Genomic DNA, 12,645 nt, shown 5'->3' with positions numbered 1-12,645 from the left:
CCTACGCTCGCTTCCGTCTCTGGATGGTCAGCTCCGAAAGCTAACACCCGCCTCTATGACAAAGGGCGTCCGATCCGCACTTTTACGGACGTGACAATCAGCACCCGCCCCAACGGAACCGACGGCTGTGACGGTTGCAGGGTTGCTTGACAGGGAAAAGTGATATCACTTAGCTAGTCACACACCAGGCGCCCCGACGGGTGCCGTCGAGCACGACCAGGAACGGGGGACACGACCATGTCCACGCACACCACCGCCGACGTACCCGAGATGCCCGCCCCGCGGGTGCGGGAGTTCTCCGCGCACAGCATCGGCGGCGGGCTCGCCCTGCTGCTCGGCCTGCTGGGGCTCGGCGGCACCGCGGCGCTGCTGGCCGCCGCCGCGAACGTCTCCGCGGCGGGTCCCAAGGCGGGGCTGATCATCGCCGGGATCGTCGTCTTCCTGGCCGCGGTCATCTCGCTGCGCGGTCTGAACACGGTCGCGCCCGGCGAGGCCCGGGTGGTGCAGCTCTTCGGCCGCTACCGGGGCACCATCCGGCAGGACGGCCTGCGCTGGGTGAACCCCTTCACCTCGCGGACCCGGATCTCCACCCGGGTGCGCAACCACGAGACCGCCGTACTGAAGGTCAACGACGCCTACGGCAACCCGATCGAGCTGGCCGCGGTCGTGGTCTGGAAGGTGCAGGACACCGCCCAGGCCGTGTTCGAGGTGGACGACTTCGCCGAGTTCGTCGCCACGCAGACCGAGACGGCCGTACGGCACATCGCGATCGAGTACCCCTACGACGCGCACGACGCGGACGGCCTCTCGCTGCGCGGCAACGCCGAGGAGATCACCGAGAAGCTGGCCGTGGAGCTCCAGGCCCGGGTCGAGGCGGCCGGTGTGCAGATCGTCGAGTCGCGCTTCACGCATCTCGCGTACGCTCCGGAGATCGCCTCCGCGATGCTCCAGCGGCAGCAGGCGGGAGCGGTCGTGGCGGCCCGCCGGGAGATCGTGGACGGCGCGGTCGGCATGGTGGAGGCGGCGCTCGCCCGGATCTCCGAGGCGGACATCGTGGAGCTGGACGAGGAGCGGAAGGCGGCGATGGTGTCGAACCTGATGGTGGTGCTGTGCGGGGACCGCGCCCCGCAGCCGGTCCTCAACACCGGGACGCTCTACCAGTGACCGACCCGGCCGAGGGTGCGGCCCCGCGGCGCCGGCCTCAGCAGCGCAAACAGGTGCTGCTGAGGCTCGACCCGGCGGTGTACGACGCGCTCGCCCGGTGGGCCGGGGACGAGCTGCGGTCCGCCAACGCGCAGATCGAGTTCCTGCTGCGCAAGGCGCTGGCGGAGGCGGGGCGACTGCCGAAGGACACTGGGCCGCTGCCCCGCCGCGGACGGCCCCCCGGCACCTCCTGACCGGCCGACAACCCGGGTGACCTGCGACTTCGCGGGTATACCCGGGTTCTATACATACTGCGTATACACGGTGTGTAGAGTGCTCCGCATGTCCATCGGTCACACCCTTCTGGGTCTCCTGGAGTCCGGCCCGCGGCACGGCTACGACCTCAAGCGGACCTTCGACGAGAAGTTCGGTCAGGACCGGCCGCTGCACTACGGCCAGGTCTACTCGACGATGTCCCGGCTGCTCAAGCACGGCCTCGTCGAGGTCGACGGCATCGAGGCCGGCGAGGGCCCCGAGCGCAAGCGGTACGCCATCACCGACGCGGGCATCACCGACGTCGAGCGCTGGCTCGGCACGCCGGAGAAGCCCGAGGAGTACCTCCAGTCGACCCTCTACACCAAGGTCGTCCTCGCCCTGCTCACCCACCGCGACGCGGGGGTCGTCCTCGACACCCAGCGCGCCGAGCATCTGCGCAGCATGCGGATCCTCACCGACCGCAAGCGCAAGGGCGACCTCGCCGACCAGCTGATCTGCGACCACGCCCTGTTCCACCTGGAGGCCGACCTGCGCTGGCTGGAGCTGACCGCGGCCCGGCTGGACCGGCTGCGCGAGGCGGTGGCCCGGTGAACGCTCCCGCCGGCTCCCTGCTCGTCGCCGACGACCTGCGCAAGAGCTACGGCCCGACCGTCGCGCTCGACGGCGCCGAGTTCTCCATCCACCCCGGCGAGGTCGTCGCCGTGATGGGCCCGTCCGGCTCGGGCAAGTCCACGCTGCTGCACTGCCTCGCCGGCATCGTGCCGCCGGACTCCGGGTCGATCCGCTACAACGGCCGCGAACTGGCCGGGATGGGCGACGCCGAGCGCAGCGCGCTGCGCCGCTCCGAGTTCGGGTTCGTCTTCCAGTTCGGCCAACTGGTGCCCGAGCTGACCTGTGTGGAGAACGTGGCACTGCCGCTGCGGCTGAACGGCGCCTCCCGCAAGGCCGCCGAGAGGACGGCGCTGGGCTGGCTGGAACGCCTGGAGGTGGACGATCTCGCGGGCAAGCGGCCCGGCGAGGTCTCCGGCGGCCAGGGGCAGCGGGTCGCGGTGGCGCGGGCCCTGGTCACCAGCCCCCGGGTGGTCTTCGCCGACGAGCCGACCGGCGCGCTCGACTCACTCAACGGCGAACGCGTGATGGAGCTGCTGACCGACGCGGCCCGCTCCACCAACGCGGCCGTCGTGCTGGTCACGCACGAGGCCCGGGTGGCCGCCTACTCCGACCGGGAGATCGTCGTACGGGACGGGAAGTCGCGGGACATGGAGCGCACCGTATGAGCATCCGGCAGTGGAGCCGCGATCTGGGCATGGGGGTCAGGTTCGCGTTCACCGGCGGGCGCGAGGGCTGGATCCGGGTGCTGCTGACGGCGGTCGGGGTCGGACTCGGCGTGGCGCTGCTGCTGCTGACGACCGCGATCCCGAACGCGCTGGCGGTACGGGACCAGCGAGGCCAGGCCCGCGAGGACCACACCTATGGCCCCTACCGGCCGAAGGCGTCGGACACCCTGGTGATCTCCGACGCCGACAGCAACTTCCGCGGCAGTGACGTCCGCGGCCGGCTGGTGCAGCCCGAGGGGCCGCGGGCACCGCTTCCCCCGGGGCTGACCCGGTATCCCGCGCCGGGCGAGATGATCGTCTCCCCCGCGCTGCGCGACCTCCTCGGCTCGGCGGACGGCAAGCTGCTGCGCGAGCGGCTGCCGTACCGGATCGTCGGCACGATCACCGAGCCCGGGCTCATCGGCTCGCACGACCTCGCCTACTACGCCGGGGCGAAGGACCTGGACCGGCAGCTCGACGGATGGCGGACGGCCCGGATCACCCACTTCGGGCCGGAGGAGCAGACGCAGCCCGACCCGACGGACCCGGTCCTGCTGCTGCTCGTGCTGGTCGCCTTCGTGGTGCTGCTGACGCCGGTCGCCGTGTTCATCGCCACGGCCGTACGGTTCGGCGGCGAGCGGCGCGACCGCAGACTGGCCGCGCTGCGGCTGGTCGGCGCCGACGGCCGGATGACCCGGCGGATCGCCGCGGGCGAGGCGCTCGCCGGCTCCCTGGTCGGACTGGTCTTCGGCACCGCGTTCTTCCTGCTCGGGCGGCAGGTCGCGGGCTCCGTCGAGATCGTGGGCATCAGCGTGTTCCCCAGCTATCTCAACCCCTCCCCGGCGCTGGCCGCCCTCGTCGCCCTCGCCGTTCCGGCGGCGGCGGTGCTGGTGACGCTGTTCGCGCTGCGCGGGGTGGTCATCGAGCCGCTGGGCGTGGTCCGTACGGCCCGGCCGGCGCGCCGCCGGCTGTGGTGGCGGCTGCTGCTGCCGCTGGCCGGACTGGCGTGTCTGGCGCCGCTGATCGGAGACATCCGCGGCAACGGCGACTTCAACCGCTATCTGGTGGTCGCCGGCATCCTGCTGCTGCTCCTCGGTGTCACCGCCCTGCTGCCGTGGGCCGTCGAGGCGGCCGTGGCCCGGCTCGGACGGGGCGGGGTGGCCTGGCAACTGGCCGTACGGCGGCTCCAGTTGAACAGCGGATCCGCGGCCCGCATGGTGAACGGCATCGCGGTCGCGGTCGCCGGGGCGATCGCGCTCCAGATGCTGTTCGCGGGCATCCAGGACGACTTCACCAAGTCCACCGGACGGGACACCGACCAGGCCCAGATGCAGGTCAACCTCTCCCGCGGCGTTCCCTTCCTCCCGGCCACCGCGCAGTTCACCCGGACCGAGGGCGTACGGAAGGCCACCTCGCTGGGCAGCACCGAGCTGGGCGACGGGACCTTCAGTTCCGAGCAGGGGCCGCAGCACACCGTCGGTCTCACCGTCGGCACCTGCACCGCGCTGCGCACGGTGGCCGAGCTGCCCTCCTGCCGCGACGGGGACGTCTTCGCCGTGACCGGCGGGGACCGGGACGCCGATGTAGCGAGGCTCGCCCGGCCCGGCCGCACCCTGCACCTGAACCCGGGCAGCGGCCGGCCCCACCTTCCCGACACGACGTGGACGGTGCCGGCCGGGCTGAAGAAGGGCCGCGCGCTCAAGGGCCCGGACGGGCTCGCGGAGAGCGAGGTGCTGGCCACCCCGCGCGCGATGTCCGCGCGGATGGGCCGCACGCTGGTCGGCGCGGTGTACCTCAAGCTCGACGAGAAGCGGCCGGACGTGCACGAGTACGTCCGCAACACCGCGGCACGGATCGATCCGCTGGCCGACACGATGGTGCTGGCGGCCACCGAGCGGTCCGCGCAGTTCTCCTCGATCCGCACCGGTACGTTCGCCGGCGCCGTCTGTGTGCTGGCGCTGATCGGGGTGAGCCTGCTGGTCTCCCAGCTGGAGCAGCTGCGCGAGCGCCGGAAGCTGCTGTCGTCGCTGGCCGCCTTCGGCACCCGTAAGCGCACCCTGGGCATGTCGGTGCTGTGGCAGACGGCGATCCCCATCGCCCTCGGCCTGCTCCTCGCCGCGGCGGCCGGGCTGACGCTGGGCGCGGTCCTGCTGCGCATGGTCGGCGCGACGGTGTCCGTGGACTGGCCGGGCGTGCTGTCGATGACCGGCGCGGGGGCGGCGGTGATCCTCACGGTCACCCTGCTGAGCCTGCCGCCGCTGCTGCGGCTGATGCGGCCGGAGGGCCTGCGCACCGAGTAACCGGGCTCAGGCCACCACCCGCACCGGCAGCGCCCGCATCGCCTCCCGCAGCGCCGCCGCCAGCTCCTCGTACTCCGCGGAGCGCGCCGCGCCGGCCCGCATGGCGAGCGCGACCCGGCGGCTCGGGGCCGGGTCGGCGAAGTACCCGGTGAGCAGCTGGCTGCTGCGGGCGGTCTCCAGCTTCAGGGCGGTGCGCGGCAGCAGCGTGCAGCCCAGCCCGCCCGCCACCAGCTGCACCAGCGTGGAGAGGCCGGCGGCCGTCGTGGTCACCGGGGCGTCCGCGCGGCCGGCCTCCCGGCAGATGTCGAGGGCCTGGTCGCGCAGGCAGTGCCCCTCGTCCAGGAGGAGCAGGTTCAGCTCCTTCAGCGCCTCGCGCGGAATGCCCTCGCGCCCGCCGAGCCAGTGGTCGAGCGGGGTGAGCAGGACGAAGTCCTCGTCGTACAGGGGGAGTTCCACCACACCCGGCACACCGAGCGGGACGGCGAGCAGCAGCAGGTCGAGCCGGCCGGAGTGCAGACCGTCGATCAGGCTGGCCGTCTGCTCCTCGTGCACCTGGAGGTCGAGCTGCGGATAGCGCTCGTGGACCAGCCGCAGCACGGTGGGCAGCAGGTACGGCGCCACCGTGGGGATCACCCCGAGGCGCAGCGCGCCGGTGAAGGGGGCCCGGACCGCCTCGGCCTCCTCCAGCAGCGCGCCGACCGCGTCCAGCACCGCCTTCGCCCGGACGGCCAGCCGCTCCCCCGCGGGCGAGAGCAGCACCTTGCGGGTCGTACGCTCGAGGAGGGTCACCCCGAGGGCCTCCTCCAGCGCCGAGACCGCGCCGGAGAGGGCGGGCTGGCTCATCCCGATGGCGGCCGCCGCGTCCCGGAAGTGCAGATGCTCGGCGACGGCGGCGAAGGCGCGCAGCTGTGCGAGGCTCGGCTGCCTCCGCTTTCCGTTACCCATGGTCACTGATAACTACCTCCGATCAACACGACCGAGTGTAGCTATTTCACTAATCAATGCACCCTGTGCCACCATCGACGACGTCCAACCCAAGGGGTCAAGACCCTCACAAAGGGTGTCCCTAGCTGCAAGGAGAGCGCGTGCTCACTGTCGGTGACAAGTTCCCCGAGTTCGAACTGACCGCCTGCGTCTCGCTGGAGAAGGGCAAGGAGTTCGAGCAGATCCACCACAAGTCCTACGAGGGCAAGTGGCTGGTCGTGTTCGCATGGCCGAAGGACTTCACCTTCGTCTGCCCGACCGAGATCGCCGCGTTCGGGAAGCTGAACGACGAGTTCGCCGACCGCGACGCCCAGATCCTCGGCTTCTCCGGTGACTCCGAGTTCGTCCACCACGCCTGGCGCAAGGACCACCCGGACCTGACCGACCTGCCGTTCCCGATGATGGCCGACTCCAAGCACGAGCTGATGCGCGACCTCGGCATCGAGGGCGAGGACGGCTTCGCGCAGCGCGCCGTCTTCATCGTCGACCCGAACCGCGAGATCCAGTTCACCATGGTCACCGCCGGTTCCGTGGGCCGTAACCCCAAGGAGGTCCTGCGGGTCCTCGACGCCCTCCAGACGGACGAGCTGTGCCCGTGCAACTGGACCAAGGGCGAGGACACGCTGGACCCGGTCGCGCTGCTGGCCGGTGAGTGACCCATGTCGCTCGACTCCCTGAAGTCCCGCGTCCCGGACTACGCCAAGGACCTCAAGCTCAACCTGGGCTCGGTCATCGGCAACTCCGACCTCCCCGCGCAGCAGCTGTGGGGCACCGTGCTGGCGACCGCCATCGCCTCCCGGTCCCCGATCGTGCTGCGTGAGCTGGAGCCGGAGGCGAAGGCGAACCTGTCGCCGGAGGCGTACACGGCCGCCAAGTCGGCCGCCGCCATCATGGCGATGAACAACGTCTTCTACCGGACGCGCCACCTGCTGTCCGACCACGAGTACGGCACCCTGCGCGCCGGTCTGCGGATGAACGTCATCGGCAACCCGGGCGTGGAGAAGGTCGACTTCGAGCTGTGGTCGTTCGCGGTGTCCGCGATCAACGGCTGCGGCATGTGCCTGGACTCGCACGAGCAGGTGCTGCGCAAGGCCGGTGTGGAGCGCGACGTGGTCCAGGAGGCGTTCAAGATCGCCTCCGTGGTCCAGGCCGTCGCCGTCACGCTGGAGGCCGAGGCGGTCATCGCCGAGTAGGCAGACGTCCGTCCGAGGACCCCGCTCACCCTTCCTGGGGGGCGGGGTCCTCTGCGTTGTCCGGCGCCGGACGGACCTGTCCCGCCTGAGCGGCGTACGTCCGCAGATACCCCACCACCGTGTTCGCCACCGCCACCAGCGGTACGGCCACCACCGCGCCGCCGATGCCGGCCACCATGCCGCCGGCCGCCACGGTCAGCACGACCGCCAGCGGGTGGACGCGGACCGCGCGGCCGAGGATGAACGGCTGGAGCACATGCCCCTCGATCTGCTGGACCGCGAGGACGACGACGAGGGTCATGACGGCCGTGAACACACCCTGGGTCACCAGCGCCACGATCACCGCCAGCGCTCCGGAGGCGACCGCGCCGACCAGCGGGATGAAGGAGAACAGGAAGATGAACACGGCCAGCGGGACGGCCATCGGCACATTGAGGAAGTAGATGCCGATGCCGATGAAGATGGCGTCGATGAGCGCGACCAGGACCGTGCCACGGACGTAGGCGGTCAGGGTGCGCCAGGCGCGCGGGCCGGCGCCGGCCACGCCCGGACGGGCGGCGGAGGGCACCAGCTTCAGGAACCACTGCCAGATCCGCTTGCCGTCGTAGAGCAGGAAGAGCGTCGAGAAGAACACCAGCAGGATGCTCGTGAGGCCCTCGACGATGACCTGAACGCCCTCCAGCCCGGCGGACGTTATCTGGTCGGCGTTGGCGCCGATCGCCTCACGGAGGTTCTGGGCGATCTTGTTGATCTGCTTGTCGGTGACGTGGAAGGGGCTCTTCAGCAGCCAGTTGCGCAGGTCGTCGATGCCGGACTGGATCTGGGTGGAGAGGGTGTCGATGTTCTCCATCACCTGCCAGCTCACGAACCAGCCCATCAGGCCGATGACCGCGAAGCCGGAGATGGCGGTGAGCGCGGTCGCCGGTCCTCGGGGCACCCCCCAGCGGGTGAGCCGGGCGACCGTCGGCTGGAGCAGCGCGGTGATCAGCAGGGCGATGACGAACGCGAACACCACCAGCTGGATGGCGCTGATGACCCGCATCAGCACCCACACGGTGCCGGCGAGGACGAGCAGCCGCCAGCCGGCCTCCGCCGCGACCCGGACACCCCAGGGCACGGCCTCGGCGGGATCGGGGCGCGGACCGGCCGACGGCGCGGGCGCCACCGGCCGGGCGGGGCGATCGGTGTCGGCGGCCTGTTCGGACACGGCGGCGGCCTGGCCGGGCACGGCGGCGGCGGGTTTGACGGGGCCGGTGGGCTCGTCGTCCGCCTCGCGCTCCTGCTCCACCTCGGCGCGCAGCTCCTCCAGGCGTTCGCTCATCTCGCTGAGCCCGGCGCCGAGCCGGCCGAGCCACCCTGGCACTCGCGACATGATCCGTCCTCTTCCCCCGCGCCCCGCGCGCTCGCCACCACTCCCCCCTGGAGTCGTCGGTTACGACCGTACAGGGCGAAAGCCCCTGCCCCGAGGACGGGGAGGGGCTGCGCGAAGTCGAACAAGGGCCGGGCGGCCTAGTACCAGTGGTTGGCCGCCCAGAAGGACCAGGCCTGGCAGGGGCTGCCGTAGCGGCTGTTCATGTAGTTGAGGCCCCACTTGATCTGGGTGGCCGGGTTGGTCTGCCAGTCGGCACCGGCGGAGGCGTACTTGCCCGCGGGCAGCGCCTGGAAGAGGCCGTAGGCACCCGAGGAGGCGTTCACGGCGTGGTAGTTCCAGCTGGACTCGTGGTCCACGATGTTGCTGAAGCACTGGAACTGGTCGCCGGCCACCATCTGGCGCGCCATCGCCTGGATCTGCGCGACGGTGTAGTTGGACTGGACCGGGAAGCTGGAGGAGTCGCGGACGTCGTCGCGGCTCGCCGCCGCGGCCTTCGTCTCGGCGCGCTCCTTGGCCTCCTTGGCAGCCTTCTCCGCGGCCGCCTTCTTCGCGATCGCGGTGTCGGCGGCTGCCTTGCGGGCCGCCTCCTCGGCGTCCTTCTTGGCGCTCGCGTCGGCCGCGATGGCCTGTGCGTCGGCCTGGTGCGTCAGGGACGCCGACTGGACCTGCGCCTGCTGACCTGCGGGTATGTCGGCGAGGAGCGTGGCATCGGCTGCCGTCGCCTCGGCGTCGTTGTTGTTCTGCGCGACGCTGCCCGAGGCAACTCCGACGACGCTTCCGACGGCGGTGACCGCGGTGGCCGAGGCCACTGCGAGTCCCCGGACCGAAATCCGGCTCACACGGGTTCCTTCCAGCATCGCCCGCTTCGGTGACCCTGGCGGACGCAATCGTGCCCCTGACACTGGCCTCCCAACTTCTGGGTCACGGGAGGCACGGGCCCGGTGGGCAACTCCCCTGGAGGGAGCGCCGCGTGGTGCGCGGGCGGCATACGACGGGTCTATGGAGTTGGTGATGCTTCTGAGGTGCCGTACCGCTGGGGGTACGGCTGTGTCGTATGCGGGGCCTGACAGGACTGAGACTCTGCCGTAACCGGACGCCGGGTGGCAATTCTGTGTTGCGTGTGAAAGCTCACATCCCGTTTGGCCCTGGGGATTTCCGGAAACCTCCGCGCACCAAGGCGCCGCCCGGCTAGGCTCTTCGCCTTTGCCGGACGGCGCCAACAGGCCGTACCGCTATGTCAGATGACGTCCATCCATGTCAGATGTGTCCGTCCTCCAGCATTTCGGTGACAAGCGCGGCGATCTGGGACCTTTCGGACCGGGTCAGGGTGACATGCGCGAAGAGGGGATGCCCCTTCAGCTTCTCCACGACGGCCACCACACCGTCGTAGCGTCCGACGCGCAGATTGTCCCGCTGTGCCACGTCATGGGTGAGAACCACCCGGGAGTTGGCGCCGATCCGGGACAACACGGTCAGCAGGACGTTCTTCTCCAGTGACTGCGCCTCGTCCACGATCACGAACGCGTCGTGCAGGGAGCGGCCGCGGATGTGGGTCAGCGGCAGCACCTCCAGCATCCCGCGCGCGGTGACCTCCTCGATGACCTCGCGGCTGGTGACCGCCGACAGCGTGTCGAAGACGGCCTGGGCCCACGGGCTCATCTTCTCCGCCTCGGTGCCGGGCAGATAGCCCAACTCCTGCCCGCCGACCGCGTACAGCGGCCGGAAGACCATCACCTTCTGGTGCTGACGGCGCTCCAGGACCGCCTCCAGGCCGGCGCACAGCGCCAGCGCCGACTTGCCGGTGCCGGCCCGCCCGCCCATCGACACGATCCCGATGTCCGGGTCGAGCAGCAGGTCGAGCGCGATGCGCTGTTCGGCGCTGCGGCCCTTGATGCCGAACGCCTCCCGGTCGCCGCGCACCAGCCGGACGTTGCCCTCGGCGGAGACCCGGCCGAGCGCCTTGCCCCGCTCGGAGTGGATGGTCAGACCGGTGTGCACGGGCAGGTCGGCGGCCTCCGGGACGTACAGGTGACCTTCCTCGAAGAGGATGTCCACCTGCTCGGCCGGGAGGGTGAGTTCGCTCATCCCGGTCCAGCCGGAGTTCTCCGTGATGGCGAGCTCGGCGCGGTACTCCTCGGCGAGGAGACCGACCGAGGACGCCTTGATCCGCAGAGGCAGGTCCTTCGATACGACGGTGACGTCGAACCCCTCCGCCTGGAGGTTCCGGGCCACCGCGAGGATGCGGGAGTCGTTGTCCCCCAGGCGGTAGCCGGTGGGCAGCACGCTGGGGTCCGAGTGATTGAGCTCGACACGGATGGTGCCGCCGAGGTCCCCGATCGGGATGGGGGCGTCGAGACGGCCGTGCCGGACCCGGTAGTCGTCGAGCAGGCGCAGGGCCTGCCGGGCGAAGTAGCCGAGTTCCGGATGGTGCCGCTTGGCCTCCAGCTCCGTGACCACCACGATGGGGAGCACGACCTCGTGCTCCTCGAAGCGGGCCAGGGCGTTCGGGTCGGCCAGCAGGACGCTGGTGTCGAGAACATAGGTGCGCCGGTCGGGCTTGTGGCGCTTTGTGCTGGTCACCACGGAAGGACGTACCCCCTCGGATGAGGTCGGGGAGCGACGAAGTGGAGCTGGACCGGTGTCTGGCCCCCGCGTACGGCGGGCCGTGGACCGGCCCTCCGCGGCTCTTTCCGCGCCGTGACCGGACGGTCGGGCTGGTGCAAAGGGCCTCCCGGGCGGGACGGCCCCGTGCCGCCCGCTGAGAACCGACGCCCGTGGTTCGGGTGTCGACCTGCTTGGCTTATGCCCTCGAACTGTCGCCGCCATGCAAAAGCGGCCAACAGCGCGCCGGTGAACTCCTTGTTACGGGTCCGCGAATCGGGGTATACGGAACCGCCCCGGCGCCGGGTGGCGACGGGGCGGAGGGGCGCGGTGGCCGGGGTCAGCCGCCGTAGCGGCGGTGACGTGCGGCGTAGTCGCGCAGGGCGCGCAGGAAGTCGACCTTCCGGAAGGACGGCCAGAAGACCTCGCAGAAGTAGTACTCGGAGTGCGCGGTCTGCCACAGCATGAATCCGGACAGCCGCTGTTCGCCGCTGGTGCGGATGACGAGGTCCGGGTCGGGCTGGTCACCGGTGTAGAGGTGACGGCCGATCATGTCGATGTCCACGGACTCGGCGAGGTCCTCCATGGAGACCCCTCGGTCGTGGGCGTCCAGCAGCATCGAGCGCACGGCGTCGGCGATCTCCTGCCGGCCGCCGTAGCCGATGGCCACGTTGACGACTATCCCGTCGATGTGCCGGGTGGCCTCCTCGGCCTCCTTCAGCGCCGTCTGCATCGGCGCGGGCAGCAGGTCGGGGGTGCCGACGTGGTGCACGCGCCAGCGGCCGTCGGCGGCGAGGGTGCGGACGACGCCCTCGATGATGCCGAGCAGGGGGCCGAGTTCCTCCTGCGGGCGGTCGAAGTTGTCCGTGGACAGCAGCCAGAGGGTGACGACCTCGACGTCGGTCTCCGCGCACCAGCCGAGGAACTCCTCGATCTTCTCGGCGCCGGCCCGGTGGCCGTGGACGGTGGTGGAGCCGGACGCCTTCGCCCAGCGGCGGTTGCCGTCCATGATGACGCCGATGTGCTTGGGCACCTGGTCGTGGTCCAGGTGTCCTTCCACCCGGCGTGCGTAGAGCCTGACGAGCAGGCTGCGCAGCTTGTCACGCAGGTTCACGTGGCCCTCCGGGGTTGGCACGGGGTACGGGTTCGGGGGGTGTTGAGCCTACCGCTGCCCGGGGCCCGGTCCGGGTCCGGGGCTCGGCCTGCCGCCCGGGCTCGGGATCCGGGGCCGCGGAAACGTTCCTGGCGGGCCGGCAAAAAAACGGGCCGGTCCGTGGGGGGGAGACGGACCGGCCCGAGGGGGGGTTTCCACCATAACCCTTCGTAAGGGCTGATGGGTGCATCGGCGCGAGACAACTACTCTCCGAAATCATCCGGCGACGCCCCGAGGGACCCGGAATGCCAGATTCAGGGGCCTCTGATGGCCGATTCCCCGCCGATTCCCAGGAGAATCCGGTCGG

General features: G+C 70.9%; 12 protein-coding genes. 7 read left to right on the top strand and 5 right to left on the bottom strand.

The features are described from left to right. Window positions 1-237: 237 nt before the first annotated feature. From ACWCV9_RS31660 to ACWCV9_RS31640, 5 genes are all read left to right on the top strand, one after another. Entirely contained in the window at window positions 238-1,164 is a 927-nt protein-coding gene (locus ACWCV9_RS31660; protein ID WP_450791712.1) for an SPFH domain-containing protein, read from the top strand. Next, window positions 1,110-1,397 (top strand): hypothetical protein, encoded by a 288-nt coding sequence (locus ACWCV9_RS31655; RefSeq protein ID WP_450791711.1) that lies wholly within the window; start codon window positions 1,110-1,112, stop codon window positions 1,395-1,397. Before ACWCV9_RS31660 ends, ACWCV9_RS31655 begins: the two co-directional genes overlap by 55 nt. Before the next feature lie 88 nt (window positions 1,398-1,485). Next, window positions 1,486-2,010 (top strand): PadR family transcriptional regulator, encoded by a 525-nt coding sequence (locus ACWCV9_RS31650; protein ID WP_450791710.1) that lies wholly within the window; start codon window positions 1,486-1,488, stop codon window positions 2,008-2,010. Beyond that, window positions 2,007-2,696: an ABC transporter ATP-binding protein gene (locus ACWCV9_RS31645; RefSeq protein ID WP_385840265.1), complete on the top strand. Its 690-nt coding sequence runs from the start codon at window positions 2,007-2,009 to the stop codon at window positions 2,694-2,696. Before ACWCV9_RS31650 ends, ACWCV9_RS31645 begins: the two co-directional genes overlap by 4 nt. Continuing rightward, window positions 2,693-5,035 (top strand): FtsX-like permease family protein, encoded by a 2,343-nt coding sequence (locus ACWCV9_RS31640; protein WP_450791708.1) that lies wholly within the window; start codon window positions 2,693-2,695, stop codon window positions 5,033-5,035. The genes ACWCV9_RS31645 and ACWCV9_RS31640 overlap by 4 nt, the downstream gene beginning before the upstream one ends. 6 nt (window positions 5,036-5,041) lie before the next feature. Here the strand turns inward: ACWCV9_RS31640 and ACWCV9_RS31635 are convergent, their stop codons facing one another. Next, window positions 5,042-5,980, bottom strand: coding sequence for a LysR substrate-binding domain-containing protein (locus ACWCV9_RS31635; RefSeq protein ID WP_450791706.1), 939 nt, complete (start codon window positions 5,978-5,980; stop codon window positions 5,042-5,044). Window positions 5,981-6,120: 140 nt separating this feature from the next. On the opposite strand from ACWCV9_RS31635, the gene ACWCV9_RS31630 reads away from it, so the two are divergent. Both ACWCV9_RS31630 and ACWCV9_RS31625 read left to right on the top strand, forming a co-directional pair. Then, window positions 6,121-6,675, top strand: a complete 555-nt coding sequence (locus ACWCV9_RS31630; protein ID WP_055704786.1) for a peroxiredoxin — start codon at window positions 6,121-6,123, stop codon at window positions 6,673-6,675. A 3-nt stretch (window positions 6,676-6,678) separates the two neighbouring features. Next, window positions 6,679-7,212, top strand: a complete 534-nt coding sequence (locus tag ACWCV9_RS31625; protein WP_385840269.1) for an alkyl hydroperoxide reductase — start codon at window positions 6,679-6,681, stop codon at window positions 7,210-7,212. A 25-nt stretch (window positions 7,213-7,237) separates the two neighbouring features. Here the strand turns inward: ACWCV9_RS31625 and ACWCV9_RS31620 are convergent, their stop codons facing one another. The 4 genes from ACWCV9_RS31620 to ACWCV9_RS31605 form a co-directional block, all read right to left on the bottom strand. Next, window positions 7,238-8,584 carry an AI-2E family transporter gene (locus tag ACWCV9_RS31620; RefSeq protein WP_450791704.1) on the bottom strand — a complete coding sequence of 449 codons (1,347 nt, stop codon included), beginning with the start codon at window positions 8,582-8,584 and terminating at the stop codon, window positions 7,238-7,240. Window positions 8,585-8,721: 137 nt separating this feature from the next. Continuing rightward, window positions 8,722-9,423 (bottom strand): aggregation-promoting factor C-terminal-like domain-containing protein, encoded by a 702-nt coding sequence (locus ACWCV9_RS31615; protein ID WP_450791703.1) that lies wholly within the window; start codon window positions 9,421-9,423, stop codon window positions 8,722-8,724. 418 nt (window positions 9,424-9,841) lie between these two features. Beyond that, window positions 9,842-11,167: a PhoH family protein gene (locus ACWCV9_RS31610; protein WP_450791701.1), complete on the bottom strand. Its 1,326-nt coding sequence runs from the start codon at window positions 11,165-11,167 to the stop codon at window positions 9,842-9,844. 358 nt (window positions 11,168-11,525) lie between these two features. After that, window positions 11,526-12,299 (bottom strand): isoprenyl transferase, encoded by a 774-nt coding sequence (locus tag ACWCV9_RS31605; RefSeq protein WP_450791699.1) that lies wholly within the window; start codon window positions 12,297-12,299, stop codon window positions 11,526-11,528. Window positions 12,300-12,645: the final 346 nt, after the last annotated feature.

The sequence above is a fragment of the Streptomyces sp. NPDC001606 genome, assembly GCF_053596835.1.
This window is presented reverse-complemented; position numbering and strand designations above follow the sequence as displayed.